14 protein-coding genes are annotated in these 20,496 nt (G+C 67.7%); 10 read left to right on the forward strand and 4 right to left on the reverse strand.

Going from position 1 to position 20,496, the window contains the following annotated elements; translation table 11 throughout:
- The 3 genes from ODR01_RS23610 to pbpC form a co-directional block, all read left to right on the forward strand.
- The coding region (locus tag ODR01_RS23610) for a hypothetical protein (RefSeq protein ID WP_316980174.1) at window positions 1–436 on the forward strand (436 nt) is incomplete at its 5' end.
- Window positions 433–5,625, forward strand: a complete 5,193-nt coding sequence (locus tag ODR01_RS23615; protein WP_316980175.1) for an alpha-2-macroglobulin — start codon at window positions 433–435, stop codon at window positions 5,623–5,625. The genes ODR01_RS23610 and ODR01_RS23615, both read left to right, overlap by 4 nt.
- Before the next feature lie 31 nt (window positions 5,626–5,656).
- Window positions 5,657–7,750, forward strand: coding sequence for a penicillin-binding protein 1C (pbpC, locus tag ODR01_RS23620; RefSeq protein ID WP_316980176.1), 2,094 nt, complete (start codon window positions 5,657–5,659; stop codon window positions 7,748–7,750).
- Here the strand turns inward: pbpC and ODR01_RS23625 are convergent.
- A complete protein-coding gene (locus ODR01_RS23625; protein WP_316980177.1) occupies window positions 7,747–8,961 on the reverse strand; it encodes an MFS transporter in 1,215 nt (404 codons plus the stop codon). The two genes, pbpC and ODR01_RS23625, sit on opposite strands and share 4 nt — an antisense overlap.
- A 429-nt stretch (window positions 8,962–9,390) precedes the next feature.
- On the opposite strand from ODR01_RS23625, the gene ODR01_RS23630 reads away from it, so the two are divergent.
- Both ODR01_RS23630 and ODR01_RS23635 read left to right on the forward strand, forming a co-directional pair.
- Window positions 9,391–10,122 (forward strand): PhoH family protein, encoded by a 732-nt coding sequence (locus ODR01_RS23630; protein ID WP_316980178.1) that lies wholly within the window; start codon window positions 9,391–9,393, stop codon window positions 10,120–10,122.
- Window positions 10,123–10,171: 49 nt separating this feature from the next.
- Complete coding sequence (locus ODR01_RS23635) at window positions 10,172–10,372, forward strand: hypothetical protein (protein ID WP_316980179.1); 201 nt, start codon at window positions 10,172–10,174, stop codon at window positions 10,370–10,372.
- Window positions 10,373–10,378: 6 nt separating this feature from the next.
- Here ODR01_RS23635 and ODR01_RS23640 read toward each other — a convergent pair whose 3' ends face one another.
- On the reverse strand, window positions 10,379–11,002 hold the full coding sequence (locus ODR01_RS23640) for a tetratricopeptide repeat protein (protein ID WP_316980180.1): 624 nt from the start codon (window positions 11,000–11,002) through the stop codon (window positions 10,379–10,381).
- Window positions 11,003–11,014: 12 nt separating this feature from the next.
- Entirely contained in the window at window positions 11,015–13,348 is a 2,334-nt protein-coding gene (locus tag ODR01_RS23645; RefSeq protein ID WP_316980181.1) for a sodium:solute symporter family protein, read from the reverse strand.
- 268 nt (window positions 13,349–13,616) lie between these two features.
- On the opposite strand from ODR01_RS23645, the gene ettA reads away from it, so the two are divergent.
- The gene (gene ettA / locus ODR01_RS23650; RefSeq protein ID WP_316980182.1) at window positions 13,617–15,296 is read left to right on the forward strand and encodes an energy-dependent translational throttle protein EttA; all 1,680 of its coding nucleotides are present in this window, start codon (window positions 13,617–13,619) and stop codon (window positions 15,294–15,296) included.
- 91 nt (window positions 15,297–15,387) lie between these two features.
- On the opposite strand, the gene ODR01_RS23655 is transcribed toward ettA, so the two are convergent.
- Entirely contained in the window at window positions 15,388–15,732 is a 345-nt protein-coding gene (locus tag ODR01_RS23655) for a hypothetical protein (protein WP_316980183.1), read from the reverse strand.
- A 310-nt stretch (window positions 15,733–16,042) separates the two neighbouring features.
- On the opposite strand from ODR01_RS23655, the gene ODR01_RS23660 reads away from it, so the two are divergent.
- From ODR01_RS23660 to ODR01_RS23675, 4 genes are all read left to right on the forward strand, one after another.
- Window positions 16,043–17,101, forward strand: a complete 1,059-nt coding sequence (locus ODR01_RS23660; protein ID WP_316980184.1) for a LysR substrate-binding domain-containing protein — start codon at window positions 16,043–16,045, stop codon at window positions 17,099–17,101.
- A 179-nt stretch (window positions 17,102–17,280) separates the two neighbouring features.
- Window positions 17,281–18,276, forward strand: coding sequence for a C4-dicarboxylate TRAP transporter substrate-binding protein (locus ODR01_RS23665; RefSeq protein WP_316980185.1), 996 nt, complete (start codon window positions 17,281–17,283; stop codon window positions 18,274–18,276).
- Between the two features lie 176 nt (window positions 18,277–18,452).
- A complete protein-coding gene (locus ODR01_RS23670; protein ID WP_316980186.1) occupies window positions 18,453–18,929 on the forward strand; it encodes a TRAP transporter small permease in 477 nt (158 codons plus the stop codon).
- Window positions 18,930–19,104: 175 nt separating this feature from the next.
- The gene (locus ODR01_RS23675; RefSeq protein WP_316980187.1) at window positions 19,105–20,391 is read left to right on the forward strand and encodes a TRAP transporter large permease; all 1,287 of its coding nucleotides are present in this window, start codon (window positions 19,105–19,107) and stop codon (window positions 20,389–20,391) included.
- Window positions 20,392–20,496 lie beyond the last annotated feature (105 nt).

Consider the following 20,496-nt stretch of genomic DNA (forward strand, 5'->3'; position numbering starts at 1 on the left):
GCTGATCCCCCGCAGGATCGCGATCAGCGGCATCTTCTCCAAACACGCATTCAAGGTCGGGCCTTGCGACATTCTCAACTCCTCGAGTCCATGGTTTCGGGCGAATGATGAACCCCCGCCCTTCGATTCCGCCACCCTTCCGGAAAGGCGGTCCGGCCAAGCGGCGCCTGCACTTTCGATGACAGTCCGGCAGTCGGGCAAACGTTCCCGCGCGGTCCGCGCGGGCGCCGACGTTCGCGCCTTCATGCTGCCGTTATTATGGCGCACCAAATGCCCGCTTGAACACCTCCATCATGATCGGCTATGGCCTGCGGCGGATCGCCGCGAAAATAACGTGACGACGCGCTTTTTCCATGCCCATGGTATCGGGACATTGAGTAGGATCGGCATCCGCATGCCAAAGCAACGTTCTGGTCACAGGGAGAGGATGCCATGAGACCCGCTCGCGGTCTTCTGGTCCTGATTGTCGCGGCGCTGATCCCGCTGGCGGCGGGGGCTTTCGAGTCGGCGTCGCTGGATGCCGGCGCCCGCGATCTGCTGGGCGAATTGCGCCGGCAATTCTCTTCCGAAGCGACCGAACCGGGCGGCGCGTTGGCCGAGGGGGCGGCGGCACTGGGCGCCGGCCGCTGGGACGACGCCGCCGGGTGGTACGGGCGCGCCGTTGCCGCCGGACCGGCCAACCCGAAGGCCTGGCGCGGCCTCGCCCTTGCCTCGATGAACGTCGACGCGGCCGATCCCACCGCCACCCATGCCGCCTATCGGGCTTTCACCACCGCCGGGTCCCAGCCCGAACGCGCCGAGGCGCTGGCCCTGCTGGGTTCCGCGCTCGAGCGCCGGGCGCGCTACCGCGAGGCGATCGCCGCCTATCGCGCCAGCGTCGAGGCGGGCGCCGACGACGGGGTGCGGGCGCATCTGGCCGAACTGGCGGCGGCGCGGGGTTTCCGCGCCACCGGCGTGACGGTCAACGCCGACCTGGAGCGGCCGGAATTCTGCATCGCCTTTCGCGGCAAGCTGATCGCGGAACGTCGCGTCCGCTATGAAGACTACGTGCGTATCGAGCCGCCGCTGGAAGGCGGCCTCAGCGTGCGCGACGATCGCCTGTGTGCGACCGGCGCCCAGTACGGCGCCCGCCATTCGGTCACCGTGCTGGCCGGACTGCCGTCGGCCGACGGCGACGAGGCGCCGGGCCCGGAGACCTTCGACGTCGAGATCGGCGACCGGCCGGCCAGCGTCGGCTTCAAGGGCAATACCTATGTGCTGCCGCGCACCGGCAGCGCCGGCATTCCGGTGATCACCGTCAACGTCAAGCGGGTCCACCTCAAGATCCTGCGCATCGACGAGCGCAACGTCATCGACCAGATGGCCAAGGACCGCCTGTCGGGCCTGCTCGGCCGCTGGGACATCGAACAGATCCGCACCGCCGACGGCGAACTCGTCTGGCAGGGCGAGATGGACGTCGCCTCCGAACTCAACCAGCGTGTCACCACGGCGTTTCCGGTGGGCGACGTGCTCAGGAAGACGACGCCCGGCATCTATGCCGTCGTCGCCGAGCCGGTCGGCGTCGAGGTCCCGACCTGGGCGCCGCGCGCCACCCAATGGCTGGTGATTTCCGATCTTGGCCTGACCACCTTCCAGGGCGACGACGGCCTGGCGGTTTTCACGCGCTCGCTGGCGACGGCGAGGCCGGCCGCCGGCGTCACCGTCCGCCTGTTCGCCCGCAACAACTCGCTGCTGGCCGAGGCGGTGACCGACGACGCCGGCGGCGCCCGCTTCGCGGCCGGCCTCCTGCGCGGCGAGGGCGGCCGCGCGCCCAGGGCGCTGTTCGCCTTCGGCGCCGGCGGCGATTTCAACCTTCTCGAACTGACGGCGCCGGCCTTCGATCTCAGCGACCGCGGCGTCGGCGGCCGCGAACCGCCGGGGCCGGTCGACGTCTTCCTCTATGGCGACCGCGGCGTCTATCGACCCGGCGAGACCGCGCACGTGGTGGCGCTGATGCGCGATGACACGGCGCATGCCGTCGACACCATGCCGCTGACCCTGAAGCTGCTCAGGCCCGACGGCGTCGAGGCCCGGCGCGACACCGTGAAACCGCAGGCGGTCGGCGCCTATGCCTTCGACCTGCCGTTTTCGCCGGGCGCGCTCACCGGGCGCTGGACGGTTGAGGCCCATCTCGATCCGGCGGCGCCGCCGGTGGGCACCTTGCGCCTGCTGGTCGAGGACGTGGTGCCGCCGCGCATCGAGGCGAAGCTGTCGACGGCGGCGACCCTTCTCAAGCCGGGCGAGGCGGCCAGTCTGGCGCTCAAGGCCGACTACCTTTACGGCGCTCCGGCCGCCGGCCTGCCGGTCGAGGGCGAGGTGGTCGTCATGGCCGACGACAACCCCTACCCGGACCGGCCGGGCTATCATTTCGGCCTGGCCGACGAGACGGTGGACCCGCAGCGCATGGCGCTGCCGGCGACCCGCACCGACGCCACCGGCGGCGCCTCGATGCACGTCGCGCTGGACAAGGTGCCCGACACCACCCGGCCGCTCAAGGCGGTGATTCGCGCCGGCGTCTTCGAACTGGGCGGCCGTCCGGCCACGGCCAGCCTGACGCTTCCGGTCCACCAGCGCGCCGTCGCGGTGGGCCTGCATCCCCGCTTCGGGGCGGACGGCGTGGCCGAGGGCAGCGAGGCGGTGTTCGACCTGATCATGCTGGACGCCGCCGGCAAGGCCATTGCCGGATCGCTGGATTACGCCTTCTATCGCGAGGAATGGACCTATCAGTGGTTCCGGCGCAACGGCGTCTGGGACTACGAGGTGCAGGTCATCGACAAGCCGCTGATCGGCGGCACGCGCGCCGTCACCGTCGAAACGCCTGTGGAACTGGCCCAGCGGGTCGAGGCCGGACGCTACCGGCTGGAAGTGTCCGATCCGCAATCCGGCGCCGCCACCAGCCTGCGCTTCCACGCCGGCTGGTTCGTCTCGGCGTCGGTCGCCGATCGGCCGGACACCCTGGAACTGGTCGCCGACCACGCCTCCTATCGGCCCGGCGAAACGGTGAAGCTCCACATCACGCCGCCGTTCGACGGCGACGTGCTGCTGGCGGTCGCCAACGAACGGCTGATCGAAACCTACAATGTCTATGTGCCGGCATCGGGCGCCACCGTCGAAATCCCCTTCCGCGACACCTGGGGTGTCGGCGCCTATGTCCTGGCCACCGCGTTCCGCGAGGATTCCAGCGCGCGCGGGCCGGGCCGGGCCATCGGGCTGACGTGGCTGGGATTGGACGCCCGCCCGCGCACCCTCAACGTGGCCATCGATTCGCCGGGCGACGTGCGGCCGTCCACGGCGGTCGAGGTCAACGTCGCCATCGACGGCCTGGAGCCGGGCAAGCCGGCCTTCGTGACCTTGGCGGCGGTGGACGAGGGCGTGCTCCAGCTCACCGGCTTCGAAACGCCCGACCCGGCCAACCACTTCTACGGCAAGCGGCGCCTGGGTGTGGCCATGCGCGACATGTACGGCCGGCTGATCGACGGCAAGACCGACCGGCGCGGCGCCGTGCGCACCGGCGGCGGCGATCCCAGGCTGGCCAACCGCGGGGCGCCGCCGGCCGACGTCAGGATCGTCTCGCTGTTCTCGGGCTTGGTGCGCCTGGATGACAAGGGCGTCGCCCGCATCAAGCTCGACCTTCCCGACTTCAACGGCCGCCTTCGCCTGATGGCGGTTGCCTTCGACGCCAATCGGGTCGGCGCGGCCGAAGGCGTCCTGATGGTCCGCGATCCGCTGGTGGCCCAGGTTTCGCTGCCCCGTTTCCTCGCTCCCGGCGACGACAGCCGGATGACCCTGACCTTGGACAACCTGCGCCTGCCTTCGGGCGAGGTGTCGGTCGCCGTGCGCGCCGAGGGCGCGGTGGCGCTGGGCGGCGAAACCAAGGTGCAGAGGGCCCTGGACAAGGGTGCGTCGACGTCGGCCGTTTTCGCGCTGAAGGGCCTGGCGCCGGGAACCGGCACCATCGTCATGGAGCTGAGTGGCCCGGAAGGCTTCAAGCAGGAGCGCCGATGGACCCTGGGAGTGCGGCCCGCGCAGTTCCCGGTGGCCCGCCGGGTGGCCAAGCGGCTGCGGCAGGGCGAGCAGGTGGCCTATGCGCCGTCGATCCTGGAGGGGCTGGTGCCGGGCACCGGCGAGCTGCTGTTGTCCTTCAGCCCGCGGCCCGACCTCGACGCCGCCGGCCTGCTGCGCGCGCTCGACCGGTATCCCTACGGTTGCCTCGAACAGACGACCAGCCGCGCGCTTCCGCTGCTCTACGTGGGCGACGTGGCGGCGGTGTGGGGCGGGATGGGAATGGCCGCCGGCCAGAAGGGACGCATCGACGAGGCGATCTCGCGCCTCTTCGAGATGCAGCGGCCCGATGGCGGCTTCGGCCTGTGGGCGCCCTCGGACGGGGCGGACCTGTGGCTTTCCGCCTACGCGCTGGATTTCGTGACGCGGGCCAAGGCGAAGGGCCATCGCGTGCCCACCTACGCCTATGCCGCCGGGCTGCGCTGGCTGGGCGAACGGGTCAAGCAGGGCGAGCGGCAGAAGGTGCCCGATCTGACGGCCCTCGCCTATGCCCATTACGTCCAGGCCGCGGCCGGCATCGGCAATCCGGCCGAGACCCGCTACTTCGCCGATCGCGCCGGTGATCGCCTGCCGACGGCGCTGGCGGCGGCCCAGGTGGCGGCGGCGTTGGCGCTGCGCGGCGAGTCCGAGCGGGCCCGCGTTCTTTTCGCCAAGGCCGTCCATAAGGTCAATGCCCGCGCGGCCCCGCGCGACTACGGCTCCGCCCTGCGCGATCTCGCCGGGCTGGTGGTCCTGGCGGCGGAAAGCGAACCGTTGCTCAAGGGGAACAGCCGCGACCTGGGCGGCCGCAGCCTCGCCCAGCTGGTCGAGGATCTGGCGGCGCGCCAGACCAAGGCGGAGGCCTTGAGCTCGCAGGAACAGGCGTGGCTGCTGATGGCTTCGGCGGCGGTCGCCCATGGCAACGGCAAGATGATGCTGACCGTCGACGGCTGGAAGGGCGAAGCGCAGGCCGATCCTCTCTACCTGAGGCCCACCGACGCGCAATTGACCCTCGGCCTGACTTACGAGAACGCCGGCAAGGGGGTCGTATGGCATACCGCGACGGTGGCCGGGGTTCCGCTCGCCGAAACTCCCGCGGTGGCCGAGGGATTCGCGCTCACGCGCGGCTTCTACACCCTGGATGGGCGGCCGGCCGACCTGGCGGCGGTGCGCCAGAACGATACCCTGGTTGCCGTCATCGAGGGCGAGGCGCCGGCCGAGATCGACCACCAGGCGCTGATCGTCGACCTGCTGCCGGCCGGCTTCGAGATCGAGAACGCCCGCCTCGAGGACGCCCGCTCGATGGCCGAGATGGCGTGGCTGCCCAAGCTGAGCCAGGCCCAGCACCTCGAATACCGGGACGACCGCTTCGTGGCGGCGTTCGACATCGGCGGCAAGAACCGGGCGTTTGCCGTCGCCTATCTGGTGCGGGCGGTGACGCCGGGCACCTATCGGCTGCCGGCCGCCCATGTCGAGGACATGTACAGGCCGCAGTACCGGGCGCGGACGGCAATGGGCTGGCTGACGGTGCTGCCGCGCAACTAGCCGGCGGGCGGAGCCGGCACGGGGAACCGACATGACACGGCGGGCGAAGATGGCGGCGGCGGTACTGGCGGCGGCGGGGACGGTGGCCGTCCTCGCCGGCGCGGCCGTCACGCTGGATGCCGTCCATCCGCCGGCGACGGGGCGCTATCTCGACCGCTCGCGCAGCGTGCTCGATGCCGACGGCCGGCTGCTTCGCGCCTTCGCGACGGCGGACGGCAGCTGGCGCTTCGCGGTGCGGCCGGACGACGTCGATCCGCTCTATCTCGCCATGCTCACCGCCTACGAGGACAAGCGCTTCTACCGCCATCCCGGCGTCGATCCCCTGGCCCTGGCCCGTGCCGCCTGGCAGTGGGCGGCGTCGGGCAAGCCGGTGTCGGGCGCCTCGACGCTGACCATGCAGACGGTGCGGCTGCTGGAGCCGCGGCCGCGCACGCTCATCTCCAAGCTGGTCGAGATGGGCCGCGCCGTGCAGCTCGAATGGCGCCATTCCAAGGACGAGATCCTGGCCATCTACCTGACGGTGGCGCCCTTCGGCGGCAACCTGGAAGGCGTCGCGGCGGCCAGCCGGTTCTACCTCGGCAAGGACCCCCGGCACCTGACGGCGGGCGAGGCGGCGCTGCTGGTGGCCCTGCCCCAGTCGCCGGAGGCGGCCCGGCCGGATCGCCATCCCGGGGCGGCCCGGCTCGCCCGCGACAAGGTGCTGGCGCGCATGCAAGACGCCCACATCCTCGATGCCGACGCCGTCGCCGCGGCCCGCCAGGAACCGGTGGCGCGGGCCCGCCTCGCCGCCGCCTTCCGGGCGCCCCACCTGGCCCAACGGCTGGTGGCCGCCGATCCCGGCGCCGAGATCCAGCGTACCTTCATCGACGGCGCCCTGCAGGCCAGCGTGGAAGCGCTGGCCCGGCGCGCCGTCGGCGGCCTCGAACCGGGCGCCAACCTCGCCGTCCTGGTGGTGGAAACCGCTGGACGCCGGGTGGTGGCCCATGCCGGTTCCGCCGATTTCTTCGATGCGGCCCGCCAGGGCCAGGTGGATATGACCCGCGCCGTCCGCTCGCCGGGCTCGACGCTCAAGCCGTTCATCTACGCCGCCGGCTTCGAGCACCTGGGCCTGCATCCGGAAACCCTCATCGCCGACCGGCCGACGCGCTTCGGCGACTACGCGCCGGTCAACTTCGACCTGCGTTTCCGTGGCGACATCACCGTGCGCGAGGCCCTGCAGCTCAGCCTCAACGTGCCGGCGGTGGCGGTGCTCGACCGCCTGGGCCCGGCCCGCTTCGCCGAACTGATCGCCGAGATGGGCATTGCGCTGCGCTTCGACCCGCGGGTGGGGGCGCCGGCGCTGCCGATGGCGCTGGGCGGCGTCGGCGTCAGCCTGTGGGACCTGGTGACCCTTTTTGCCGGGCTGGCCGACGGCGGCCGCTTCGCGCCCTTGCGGGTCGCCGAGACCGATCCGCAGGCGGCGCCGGCCCGCGTGCTGAACGAAGCGGCCGCCTGGTACGCCGCCGCCATCCTGCGCGACGTGCCGCCGCCCGAGGGACGCGTCGCCGTCGCCGGCCGGCGCATCGCGCTCAAGACCGGCACCTCCTATGGCTTCCGCGACGCCTGGGCGGTGGGCTTCGACGGGCGTTTCACGGTGGGCGTGTGGGTCGGCCGCCCGGACGGCGGATACGGGACCGGTCGCACCGGCGGCCGGCAGGCGGCGCCGCTGCTCTATGACGTCTTCGACCTGCTGGCGCCCGCCGCCGGGCCAGTGTCGCCGCCGCCGGCCGGCGTCGTCGAGGCCCGCACCGGGGATCTGCCGCCGCCGCTCCGCCGCTTCCACACCCGCGACGAGATGGAGATGGCGCTCGTGGCGCCCGATGCTGCCTTCGAGATCGCCTTTCCGCCCGACGGCGCCACCGTCGAAATGGCCGCCGCCGCCGACGGCACCGCGACCCTCGCGCTGCGCGCCAATGGCGGGCGCAAGCCCTTGCGCTGGCTGATCGACGGGCGGCCCATCGCGGTATCGCCCTTCAAGCGGGCGGCGTCGTGGACGGCCGCCACCGAGGGACGCGTGCGCATCACCGCGCTCGATGCCGACGGCCACGCCGCCTCGGCCGAGGTGTGGATCGCACGGGTCCCCTAATCGGTGCCGTCGGCGGCGCGGCGCCGCTTTTCGATGGGGCGCAGCGCCAGGGCGCCAAGCGTGGCCGCGGCACAGGCGGCCAGCATGAGAATGCCCGCCGCTTCCCAGTTGCCGGCCGCCTGCACGGCGGCGGCGATGGCCGGGGGCCCGATCACCTGGCCGGTGTTGGAGCCCTGGACCAGCATGCCGTTGGTGGTGCCGACTTGGCCGAGGCCGGGGGCGAAGACCGGGGCGCCCGACAGCACCGCCGTCGGCAGCATGCCGCCGACCAGCGAGAAGACGAGGCATAGGGCATAGCGCAGAAGATCGGGCAGGGCGGCGGCGAAGATGCCCAGCGTGCACAGCCCCATGATGCCCGCCGCGACGGCGATCAGGGCCCAGTGGCGGGCGCCGCGATGCAGCAGCCAGCCGGCCGTCAGGTTGCCGGGAACGTTCATCGCCACCACCAGGGCGGTAAGCGTGGCCGCCGTGGCGGTGCCGATGCCGCGCGTCTCGATCATAAAGCTCGGCAGCCACACCATGAGGGCCAGCCACGGGATGGTGTAGAGGGCGAAACAGAGGGCCAGCAGCCACGTTCCCGGCTGCGCCGCCGCGAGCCGGATGTTGCCGGCCGCCGAGCCTGCCGGTCCGGCCGGGCGGCCGGGCGGCGCGGCCCGCCCGACGAGCAGCATGGCCGCCATCCACAGAAGTGCCAACGCGGCGGCCGCTGCCCACAGGACACGCCAGCCGGCGAGCGCCAGAACGGCCGGCGAGGCCACCATCATCAGGGCGGTGCCGGCCGGCATGTAGGCGCCCCACAACCCCAATGCCAGGCGCCGGTCGCCGGGGACGGCGGCGCGCAGGATCACCGAGGGCACCGATACCGCCACCGAGATGAACCCCAGGCCCTCGAGGAAGCGGCTGAACAGCAGCGCCGCGCCGCCGCCGGCGAAGGCTCCGAGGGCGCTGCCGATCAGCAGCGCGGCGAGGCCGGCCAAAACGAGGCGCCAGTGACCGACGCGGTCGGCCACGGTGCCGGCCAGGACCGCCACCATCATGCCGGTGACGCTGAAGGTGGAGACCACCCAGCCGCCGGCGACCAGGCTGAGGTCGAGGTCGGCGCGCAGCGCGGAGAGGGCCGGGGGCAGCTTGCCGACGTGGGCGGCGGCGACGATGCCGGCGCCGACGGCCAGCGCGACGATTTCCCAGCGGGTTTTGGCGGGCACGGTCATGGCGGCCTGCCTAGCGGAATTTCGGTGACAGTGCACTTAATTCTTCGTTGACGGGACGGTTGGTTCGGCTGCGGTGCGAATTAAGTGCACTGTCACCGAAATTGGCGAAATTTGGCAAGCGCCGATCGGCCGCCGGCAGCGAGGGCGGTTTTGTCAATATTTTTCAATTTGTTGTGTTAAATTTTGGTGACGGCCCAAAATATTGTGGAACAATCCCCCGTGTTCGGGGTAGTCTCAGGTGTGGCCTGATCGACCGGAATCCGCGCATGACACCGTGCCTGATCCGCCAATGCCAATGGCCCTTCCGGTCCTCTTCGGACCCCTTGCTCCCTAAACTTCCCGGTTCCTCCGCCCGGTGGCTTCGCCGGCCCGCTTCCGTGGGCCGTTCGGCGCTGGCGGGGCGGGCGGCCGGCACAGCGGAGAATAAGGATGGGTAAACGATCTTCGCGCCGTGCCCCGGCGCACGACACCACCGTGCAGTACCTTTTCCCCAACGAGACGCCGTGGGACCCGCTCGGCGAGCCGAGCCGCGACAAAAGCTACGTCAAGAAGGTCCGCCCCTACAGCGAGGCGCAACGGGCCCTGCTGGACGCCATCGACGGCTACGGCATGGTTCTGGCCCTCGGCCCGGCGGGCACCGGCAAGACCTATCTTTCCATCGCCAAGGCGGTGGAGGCGCTGGAGGCCGGCCGGGTCGGCCGCATTCTTCTGTGCCGGCCGGCCATCGAGGCCGGCGAAAGCCTGGGATTCCTGCCGGGCGACGTCGAGCAGAAGCTGGCCCCCTATCTGCGGCCGCTCTACGACGCGTTGACCGACCGGCTGGGCGGCAAGCGCCTGAAAATGATGCTCGCCGACGGTACCATCGAGATCGCGCCGGTCGCCTACATGCGCGGGTGCACGCTCAACAATTCCTTCATCGTCATCGACGAGGCGCAGAACTGCACCTATGGCCAGCTCAAGATGCTGCTGACCCGGCTGGGCTGGCATTCCACCATGGTGCTGACCGGCGACCCCGACCAGAGCGACCTTTTGCCCGGCATTTCCGGCTTTGCCGAGATCGCCCGGCGGCTCGACGTCCTGGAAGGCGTGGCCGTGGTCCAACTGAGCGAGTCCGACGTCGTGCGCCATCCGCTGGTGGCGAGCATCCTGTCGGTCATCTGAGCCGGCTGCCTCCGTTGCCGGCCGGATGAGGGCGCGCTAGGCTGCGCCCATGTTCGATGTCGCCGGCGATTGGGAACCGTGGGTCAACCTTGCCTTCCTGGCGGGCACGGGATGGGTGGCTTGGCATGGCATCCGCCATCGCGACGCCGAGGGCCATCCCGATCTGGTGCGCCTGTTCTTCGCGGCGATCGCGGCCATCTTTTTCGCCATGGTGCTGTTCGGCGACGTCCTCGGCGTGGTTCGGCTGTAGCTCGCCTCAGGGTTTGTGCATGCGCTGGCGGGAATCGATGTCCGGCCGGCTCAGCACCCGCCGTTCGGGCGGCAGGCGCATCTGCCCTTCCAGATAGGCGACGCGTTTGGCCACGCTGGCCGCATCGGGCGTGCCATAGAGCACGCGATCGACCAGTCCGGGACCGGAAACCGCCGCGGCGTCGATGGCGAGCGCGCGGCGATAATCGGCCAGCGCGCGTTCGGGCTGCTGGCCGCGATCATAGAGGATGCCGCGGTTGGCATAGGCCGCCGCCAGCGCCCCGCGGCCGGTGGCGTCGTCGGGCGGGGCCTTTTCGAGCAACGCGATGGTGTCGCCGAAGGCCTCCTCCGCCGCTTCCGTCCTGCCTTGCTGCAACAGGGAAATGGCGCGGCCCATCATGGCGCCGCGATGGTCCGGATTGGCCGCAAGGGCCGCCTCGAAGCGGTTGAGGGCGAGGGCGAATTTTCCGTCGTCGAGCAGGATGTCGCCCTGTTTGGTTTCGTAGTCGCCGGGCGGCATCCGGGTATAGCCGCCCATGGCGCCCCAGACGGCGACGGCAATCAGGACTACGCCGGTCAGCGCCAGCATGCCCTGGCGGAAACGATCCAGCTTGTCGAACACCTTATACATGGCCGCTTCCGCCTAGAACCGCCGGGCGCTTTCGGCAACGTCGTCGACCAGGGACTCGATCTCCTTCTCGGGAACCGTCGACATTTCCATCTTGTAGGCCAGGAACCACATCATGCCGACGCCGAGCCCCCAGAACAGGATCTGCCAGGCCCAGATCGACGGGATGCCGAACCACCATCCCTCGATCCCGGCGTCGGGGGCGCCGAAAATGTCGTTGCCGATGACCGCCCCCGGTCCCACCCCGAAGAACAGCCACCCCAGCGCCGCCGCCCAGGCCAGCGGCCGCAGCACCTTCTTGTTCGCGGGCAGGCCGGCGTGCTCGTTGAGGAAGGTGTGATACTTCATGCGCCGCTCGCGGTCGGCGGCGTTCTGGGTGAACGTCGAGAAAAGGACGCAGGCCACAAGGTTGATGCCCAATCCCCATCCCGCCGAATGGAGGGTCAGCGGCCAGCGTCCCCACAGGTCGATGCCCGCCGACTGGAGGATGGCCAGGCCGACGTTCTCGGTGAAGACGACCCCCAGAATTCCCGCCACCAGGCCGTAGGTGGCGCCCTGCCGGGTGATCCACGGGCACCAGGTGACGGCGGCCAGCGACGGCGCCATCTGCAGGCCGAAGGCCACGGCGAGGCCGCCCAGCAGCACCAGGGCGTCGCGCGAGTATGTGGAAACCAGCAGGGCCGAAACGACGATCAGGATCATGACGACGCGGCCGAACAGCTTCTGGGTGCCGTGCGAGGAGGCCGGGCGCAGATAGCGCTTGTGGAAGTCGCGGGTCAGCATGCCGGCGGCGGCCGAGATGTACGCGGCGCCGGTCGATTGCATGGCCGCCATCGCGCAGATGGCCAGCAGCCCGATCAGCCAGGCGTGCTCTTCGGCGATCAGGTTGAAATATTCCGGGACCAGGAAATCCGGATTTTCGCTGACGCGCCCGGCCGGCAGCGGCGGCTGCACGAACACGGCATCGGCGAGCAGGGCGGGCACGGTGACGGCGCGCTCGATCCGATAGATGGCGCCATAGGCGGTCTTCAGGTCCGCGCTGCGGGCGAGGAAGGCGTCACGGCGGCGGGCATCCAGGGCCAGCGGCTCGGCGCGCGCCGGCTCGACCCCCAGCTTGATCAGGGCGGTGGCCCGGGCGCCTGCGTCGGCATCGGCGACCGCTTCGGCGCCGGCCCGCACCGCGGCCTCGAGGTCGGCCAGGGCCATGTCCCTGGCGATCTTCGGGCCGACCAGGGGCACCGCGCCGCCGTCGTAGAGCGCCATCAGTCTGGCCGGGTCGCCGGGCGCGGGGAGGATCTCGGTGTGGGGGGAGCGGAGGATTTCGGCCAGCATGTGGGGATCGCGGTTGGCCGCCGCGTCGGCGCCCATCAGGTGGGCGCCCACACCCTGGATCGTCGTGAAGAAAAGCAGGATGAGGCCGACCCCGAAGGCGGACACCCACACCTGCTGGGGCGCGAACGGACGGGGGTTGTTGTTGGAGAACGCCCACATGGAAAAGGCCGGCGAGGCCTGAATGCCCATCATGGCGAACATGTAGGTGAGGATCATCACCCCGGTCCACAGGCCGCCGATGGGGGCCTCCTTGCCGAGGCCGGCCGTATACTGGATGACGCCGGGGATGGCGAAATAGGCGGGATAGTCGCCGCCGCCCAGCCCCTTGGTGGTTTCCGCGCCGGGCATCGTCGCCATGTGCGACATGCCCGCCGTCAGGGCGGACCAGCCGCCCACCACGTCGAGCGCGATGACGCCGGTGACGACGATGCCGACGATCATCAGCACGCACTGCAGGGCATCGACATAGGCCACCGCCCGAAGGCCGCCCGTCACCAGATAGGTCAGCATGACCAGGGCCAGCAGCCACATGCCGAGATTCTGGTTGATCAGGTTGTCGGTCAGCACCTCGAACAGATAGCCCGACGCCCCGAATTGGATGCCGACGTAAGGGATCGAGAACAGGAGCGCGATGAACACGGTCAGGAGGCGGATGGCGTCGCCCCGGAAATAGTCGGCCAGCATCTCGCCCGGGGTGACATAGCCGTAGCGCTTGCCCAGCATCCACTGGCGCTTGAGGAAGAAGACGCCGGTCAACGGGATGGTGATGGTGTAGAAGGCGGCGTAGGCGTACGAAAAGCCGTCCCGGTAGACGAGGCCCGGATGGCCCATGAAGGTCCAGCCCGAGAACGAGGTGGCGGTGGCGGCCAGGATGAAGATCCACAGGGACAACCGGCGGCCGGCGATGAAGAAGTCGCTGACGGTCCGGGCGGCGCGGGCGCCGATCAGGCCGGCCGACAGGCAGTATGCCCAATAGAGGCCGACGAAGACGAACAGCCAGGTTAGCTTCGCTGACAAGACGGCTCCCTCCTCGATGTATGTCTTCGTTCCGCGCGCCGGTGGTTTTTCCCCGTTCCCGGGCATCCTAGCACAGGGGGCGGCGCCACCTCACGCGAGATTGCGTCCCGCCCCTTCGCGACCCCGCCCCGGCCTTTTATCCGCCAAGGGGCCGCCGGCACGTTGCGGCGCCGGGCCGGCTGGGATACATACGGGGTCGCAAGCGGGGACGCGAAGGCCGACGGCCTGTCGCTTCCCGCCATTGTCACCCTTCAAGCCGGAGTCGTGGATGCCCGCCTATCAATACGTCTATGTCATGCAGGGACTGACCAAGTCCTTCCCCGGCGGACGGGAGGTGCTGAAGGGCATCTCGCTCTCCTTCCTGCCGGACGCCAAGATCGGCGTGCTCGGCGTCAACGGCGCCGGCAAGTCGACGCTGCTCAAGATCATGGCCGGGCTGGACCAGGAATTCGGCGGCGAGGCCTGGGCGGCGCAGGGCGCCCGCGTCGGCTATCTGTCGCAGGAACCCTGGCTCGACCCCGCCAAGACGGTCGAGGCCAACATCACCGAAGGCCTGGGCGGGGTCAAAGACCTGCTCGATCGCTTCAACGAGGTCAGCGCCCGCTTCGCCGAGCCGCTCGAGGACGACGAGATGAACGCGCTCCTGGCCGAGCAGGGCGAGCTTCAGGAAAAGATCGATGCCGCCAACGGCTGGGACCTGGAGCGCACCATCGGCATCGCCATGGATGCCCTGCGCTGCCCGCCGGGCGATGCCGACGTCACCAAGATTTCCGGTGGCGAGCGGCGGCGCGTGGCCCTGTGCCGGCTGCTTCTCCAGCGCCCGGAGATCCTGCTGCTCGACGAGCCGACCAACCATCTGGACGCCGAATCGGTGGCCTGGCTCGAACACTTCCTCGAAGAGTATCCGGGCATGGTGATGATCGTCACCCATGACCGCTACTTCCTCGACCACGTCACCGGCTGGATCCTGGAACTCGACCGCGGCCTGGGATTTCCCTACCAGGGCAACTATTCGTCGTGGCTGGAGCAGAAGCAGAAGCGCCTGCAGCAGGAGGAGCGCGAGGAATCGGCCCGCCAGCGGACCCTGGCCCAGGAGCTGGAGTGGATCCGCTCCTCGCCCCGGGCCCGCCAGACCAAAAGCCAGGCCCGCATCACCGCCTACGAAACGCTGCTGGCCGAGGCCGGCAACCGCCAGCTGGGAAGCGCCCAGATCGTCATCCCCCCGGGCCCGCGCCTGGGCGACCTGGTCATCCAGGCCGAGGGGCTGTCCAAGGGGTTCGGCGAGAACCTGCTGATGGAGAACCTCGACTTCAAGCTGCCGCCGGGCGGCATCGTCGGCATCATCGGCCCCAACGGCGCCGGCAAGACGACGCTGTTTCGCATGATCACCGGCCAGGAGACGCCCGATGCCGGCAGCCTGCGCGTCGGCGACACCGTGGTCCTGGGCTACGTCGACCAGTCGCGCGAGACGCTCGATGCCGAAAAGACGGTGTGGCAGGAAATCAGCGGCGGCTTGGACGAGATTGAACTGGGCAAGCGGCGCATGCCAAGCCGCGCCTACGTCAGTCAGTTCAATTTCCGCGGCCCCGACCAGCAGAAGAAGGTCGGCCAACTGTCGGGCGGCGAGCGCAACCGCGTGCATCTGGCCAAGATGCTGAAATCGGGCGCCAACGTCCTGCTGCTCGACGAGCCGACCAACGACCTCGATGTCGAAACCCTGCGGGCCCTGGAAGTGGCCCTGGCCGAGTTCGCCGGCTGCGCCGTCATCATCAGCCACGACCGCTGGTTCCTGGATCGCATCGCCACCCACATCCTGGCCTTCGAAGGCGACAGCCAGGTGGTGTGGTTCGAGGGCAACTATCAGGACTACGAGGCCGATCTTCACCGGCGCATCGGTGCCGAGGCCGACCAGCCGCACCGCATCAAGTACAAGCCGCTGGTCCGTTAAGTCCCGTCCTTCATCGGGCGAATTCCACCGAAAAAAAAGGCCGCCGCGGACTCCGTTCCGCGGCGGCCTCTTCGCTATGGTGACGGGGGCTTCACCAAGCGTGCTTGACGTCGGGCGAGGACACCGTCAGCGGGCCGAGGGAGTAGGCCTCCCTGACGGTGCCGTCCGGAAGGAGCCAGAACAGCAAGCCGCCAGGCCGATCCTGGAGGGAAACCCAGCCTCTGACCCTAGGCCAGGTGCCCCCATCCGTCCTGAAAATGGCGGACTTGATCGAGGACTTCGAGATGCCGAGGGTCTGCAGGCGGTTGACCACCGCCTCGTACAATGCCGGTTGCTCTTCGACCGTAATGAAGCGCGGGGCTCCCTCCGCCCATGACGGCGGTGCCAAAAACGCACTGCCGAGGATTATCGCGAGGGCCAATTTCTTTCCAACCATTTGACGTACTCCTTTTCTTGTTTCTTTCCGAAGCGGACCGTTACTCCCGCGTTTCGCGAAAGATCTTCCGCACAGCAACAAGCCTGCTGGGGATGGCCGCCGCGGACCTTTCGGCCGCATATCGCGGCCTAAAACCCTGCCTTAGGGGCGGTCCGCTGACGCTGTGGAAGATGATTTCGCTAGGACGGGATCGCGGTTTCTGTCTTCACCTGAATCTTGTGCTGTTCGGTGTGGTTAATCTATTGTGAGAACGAGAAGCTAGGTATCCCCCATTTTTCGAACGTTGCGTTCTTACTGGAGAACGATATCCGTGCAAAATTTTAACGATCTATGGTATTACGCGGCGGTGGTACGCCACGGAGGGTTTAGCTCGGCGGCGCGGCACCTCAATGTCGCCAAGTCGATGCTCTCGCGCCGCGTCAGGAGGCTCGAGGATGAACTGGGTGTTCGCCTTCTTGAGCGCGCGTCCCATAAAATCGAGGTGACCGAGGTCGGCCGGCAGTTCTACCAGCGATGCGAAGCGGCCATACTGGAGATGGAGGCGGCCGAAGAGATCGCCACGTCGATGAGTGCCGAGCCGAGGGGGACGATTACGGCAAGCTGCCTACCGGGGCTCTGTGCCGAAGTGGTGGGCCAGTCTATCCCTCCTTTTCTGGAGGCCTATCCCAAGGTTCGCATTCACCTTATTGTTTCGACGCGTCGCTATGATTTGGTGAACGATCATATCGATGTCGCGATCCATAGCGGTCTTGGCGGGCCCATGGAGGCCGATCTGATCGTCAAGCAAATCGGCGAGGTGCCCTTCAGTCTCGTGGCGAGTCCGGAATTTGCTGAGCGCAACGGGCTGCCGGCCAGCCCGGCGGAGCTTGCGGATTTTCCGACCATCGGCTTCGCCAATTTCGCCAACGAAGAACCATGGAATCTCATGGGGCCGGATGGCGCCGAATGCTCGATCGAGGTCCGTCCCCGCGTCACATCCAATGACCCTCACGTCCTTCTTGGTGTGGCATCGGGCGGCTGCGGCATTACCTTCCTTCCCGATTTTATTGTCTTGTCGGAGATCCGTTCCGGCCAGTTGGTTCGCGTGCTGCCCGAGTGGCATGGGAGCCACCGTGCGTTGCATATGGCCTTCCTCTCACGCCGCAACATGCTGCCGGCCGTTCGGGCCTTCATCGATTTCACTCACGCCCGTCTGCTGCGCTCATTCCGAGAGTGCTATCACGAACTCAAGCAGGAGAAAGACGGCGGGCTCCGCCAGCCGCAAGCGGGGGCAGAGGCGACGACGACGAGATCCACTGCCAAAGCATCATGCGACCCGACGGAATCGCCTTTCCCGGCGGCCCCTTCTTATCCGTTGGGGACGGAGTAGTCCGAAGCTCCCCAAGGGGGAGCGGCGCGGTCGGCAACCTGGGAAAGCATCCAGCCATTGTTCTCAAAGTATGAAACAAGGCGCGACGGATAGCTGTTGAATTTTGCATGTAAGATACGTAACCTAAACGGAAAACGTAGTCCGGTTGTGGCTTAGCGCAAGACAGGGAGTATCAAGCGATGAGAGGGATAAAACGCATTCTGCTTGCGGCGACGGCAGGCGTTCTGTCGTTGGGAATCGCCTGTGCCGCGACGCAGGCACAGGACAAGTCCTTCGTGCTGAAGTTCAACCATGTCCTGGGTCCGAAAGAGCCGTATCACGCGGGATTCACCAAGTGGGCGAAGGCGGTTGCGGAACGGACCAAGGGCGGCTTGAAGGTCGAGGTCTTCCACAGCGCGCAGCTGGGCGTCGAGGAAGACATCATCGAGCAGATCCGCCAGGGCGCCAACATCGGCCAGAACACCGACTCGGCGCGCCTCGGCAACTACATTCCCGGCATCGCCATCATGAACGGCCCCTACTTCGCCGAGACCCTCGACGAGGTGGCGAAGCTTAGGAAGTCACCGACGGTCACCAAGTGGCTGGACGAACTGGCCACCAAGTACGGCCTCAAGGTCGTCTCCTTCAACTGGGTCCAGGGGTATCGCCACTTCTTCACCAACAAGCCGATCAAGACCCCGGCCGACCTCAAGGGCATGCGCATCCGCACGCCCCCGGCCCCGATCTGGCAGGAATCGATCCGCGCGCTGGGCGCCGAGCCGGTCGCCATGGCGTTCGGCGACATGTATCCGGGCCTGCAGCAGAAGGCCATCGATGGCGTCGAACTGGTCTACAACAACATCCCCGGCGCCCGCTTCTACGAGGTGCTGAAGTACGCCAACGAGACCGGGCACATCATGCTCATCAACTTCGAGGTGATCAGCGCCAAGTTCTTCAACAGCCTGCCCGCCGACTACCAGAAGATCCTGGTCGAGGAATGCGACAAGGCCGGCGAGGAAACCTCGAAGGCCATCCTGGCCAGCGAGAAGGTGGTCATGGAGCAGCTTAAGGGCAAAGGCATGACCATCGTTTCCGACGTCGACCTGAAGGCGTTCCGGAAGGCCGGCGAGAAGGCCTACGAAGTGCTGAAGATCACCGACGCGTTCAACACCGTGAGCAAGGAAATCGGCAAGTAATCGCGTCGTGTGGATGTGACGATCCGTTCCTGTGTGGCGCACAAACTTGTCCCTCCGGAATTTGGGGCCGGTTTGTGCGCCCCTTTGTTGGCAGGGCCTGGATGTCCCTGGCGGATTCGGCTCGCCGCTTGGGTTATGATTGCCGACATCAGCCTCTTTGAGACGAGAGCGCCAAGATGAAAAAATTCTATGACTATGTGTGCCGCACGGAGGTCCTGGTCGCCCAGGCCTTCCTGGTGGTCATGGTCGTCCTGATCTTTTCGGCGGGCATCGCCAGACTGATCGGCCATCCCATCAATTGGACGATCGATGTCGCGACCTGCGTGTTCGCCTGGGCGTGTTTTCTCAGCGCCGACGTCGCCTGGCGGAAGGGCAAGCTGATGTCGGTCGATGCGATCACCAAGCATCTGCCGGACAAGGCCCAGGCGTATTTCAGATTGGTGAACTACGTCATCCTGACGGTGTTTCTGCTCTATCTCATTCCGATGGGGCTGTGGCTCTCCTACGTCAGCCGGGCGCGCAGCTTCCAGGGCATTCCCGACTTCAGCTATTCCTGGGTCACCATGAGCGTTCCCGTTTGCGGGACCCTGCTTTTGATCACCACCCTTCTCAAGGTCAGGGATGAAATGAGACAGGGCCGGCTTCGGCCCTAGCGTGCGATGAGATCGAATGCGGTTGGAATTTCGGGGACATAATTTTGGGGACGCCTTATTAAATTCGGGCAGAAACCATGAAAGAGGCGAAAGCACCCGAATTTAGTAAGGCGTCCCCAAAATTATGTCCCCGAAATTGGTGCCGCCGCGTCGGCGATCCGGGAGAATCTGAAAGATGTTGCTGGTGTTTTGTGCCTTCGTCGTTCTTCTGCTGATCGGCATGCCGGTCGCCTTCGCGATCGCCATCTCGGGCACGCTGTTCTTCGCGCAGAACCTCAACCTGCCGGCCACCATTCCGGTGCAACTCGCGCTCTCCCAGACCCAGAACTTCGCCCTGCTGGCGATTCCGCTGTTCATCGTATCCGGCAACTTCATGAACCACGCCGGCATTACCAAGCGCCTGCTCCGGCTCTCCACGGTGCTGACCGGCCACATGCGCGGCGGCCTCGCCCAGGTTTCCGTCGCCATGGCGACGCTCATGGGCGGCGTTTCCGGCTCGGCCATCGCCGACGCCGCCATGCAGGCGCGCATCCTGGGCCCGGAAATGATCAACAGGGGGTTCACCCGTGGCTATGCCGCGAGCGTTCTCTGCTATGGCTCGCTGATCACGCCGATCATCCCGCCCGGCATCGGGTTCATCCTTTACGGCACCGTCGGCCAGGTCTCCATCGGCCGCCTTTTCGCGGGCGGCCTGCTGCCCGGCGTCGTGCTGTGGGTGACGCTGGCCCTGACCATCTCGGTGTCGGCGCGGATGAGGGGATACGCTCCCGAGCGGCGCGGCTGGCCGGAAGCCAAGGAGGTTGTCTCCGCCACCCTGGGCGGCACCTGGGCCATCCTGTTCCCCGTCATCCTCATCGGCGGCCTGCGCTTCGGCGTCTTCACGCCCTCGGAAATCGGCGCCTTCGCCGTCATCTACGCCTTCCTCGTCGGCTTGGTCGCCTACCGGGAGCTTAAGGCGAAGTCGATCCGGGAGGCGCTCGAGGGCAGCACCACCGACGTCGGCGCCGTCATGTTCCTGATCGCCATGTCGGGGATCTTCGGATACGGCATCGTCTGGGAACGCGTCCCCGAAAAGATCTCGGAATCGATGCTGGGCATCACCACCGATCCCTACGGCATCATGCTGATGATCATCGTGTTCCTGGTCGTCGCCGGGCTGTTCATCGACGGCACCGTGCTGATCATCATGCTGACCCCCATCTTCCTGCCCATCGCCATGGAACTGGGGTTCGATCCCGTCCATTTCGGGGTGGTGTTCGTCATCGTCATCACCATCGGCAACTTCACGCCGCCGGTCGGTTCCGCCATGTATGCGGTGTGTTCGATCTTGGATTGCTCGGTCAACGAGTTCACGCGCGAAGCCATGCCGTTCCTGATCGCGGTGGTGGCGGTCAGCGCGCTCCTGATCTTTGTCCCCGACATCGTGTTGTACCTTCCCAATTTGATCTTCGGGGCGGAGTGACATCGGGAAAGCCGTCCGGACCCGTCCGGACGGGCGCGCAGCGGCTGTCCCGGCGCCGAAGCGCCATCGAAGCGGTTGACGGCGTTCCCGGTCTGCCGCAAGGAT

Origin of the sequence: Shumkonia mesophila (genome assembly GCF_026163695.1) — a bacterium.
Lineage (GTDB): Bacteria > Pseudomonadota > Alphaproteobacteria > Rhodospirillales > Shumkoniaceae > Shumkonia > Shumkonia mesophila.

Bases quoted from the DNA above. Each gene is read 5' to 3' on its own strand.
- pbpC (WP_316980176.1), top strand. From the start codon at position 5,657: ATGACACGGCGGGCGAAGATGGCGGCGGCGGTACTGGCGGCGGCGGGG.
- ODR01_RS23630 (WP_316980178.1), top strand. From the start codon at position 9,391: ATGGGTAAACGATCTTCGCGCCGTGCCCCGGCGCACGACACCACCGTG.
- ODR01_RS23655 (WP_316980183.1), bottom strand. From the start codon at position 15,732: ATGGTTGGAAAGAAATTGGCCCTCGCGATAATCCTCGGCAGTGCGTTT.
- ettA (WP_316980182.1), top strand. From the start codon at position 13,617: ATGCCCGCCTATCAATACGTCTATGTCATGCAGGGACTGACCAAGTCC.
- ODR01_RS23640 (WP_316980180.1), bottom strand. From the start codon at position 11,002: ATGTATAAGGTGTTCGACAAGCTGGATCGTTTCCGCCAGGGCATGCTG.
- ODR01_RS23665 (WP_316980185.1), top strand. From the start codon at position 17,281: ATGAGAGGGATAAAACGCATTCTGCTTGCGGCGACGGCAGGCGTTCTG.
- ODR01_RS23615 (WP_316980175.1), top strand. From the start codon at position 433: ATGAGACCCGCTCGCGGTCTTCTGGTCCTGATTGTCGCGGCGCTGATC.
- ODR01_RS23625 (WP_316980177.1), bottom strand. From the start codon at position 8,961: ATGACCGTGCCCGCCAAAACCCGCTGGGAAATCGTCGCGCTGGCCGTC.
- ODR01_RS23635 (WP_316980179.1), top strand. From the start codon at position 10,172: ATGTTCGATGTCGCCGGCGATTGGGAACCGTGGGTCAACCTTGCCTTC.
- ODR01_RS23670 (WP_316980186.1), top strand. From the start codon at position 18,453: ATGAAAAAATTCTATGACTATGTGTGCCGCACGGAGGTCCTGGTCGCC.
- ODR01_RS23675 (WP_316980187.1), top strand. From the start codon at position 19,105: ATGTTGCTGGTGTTTTGTGCCTTCGTCGTTCTTCTGCTGATCGGCATG.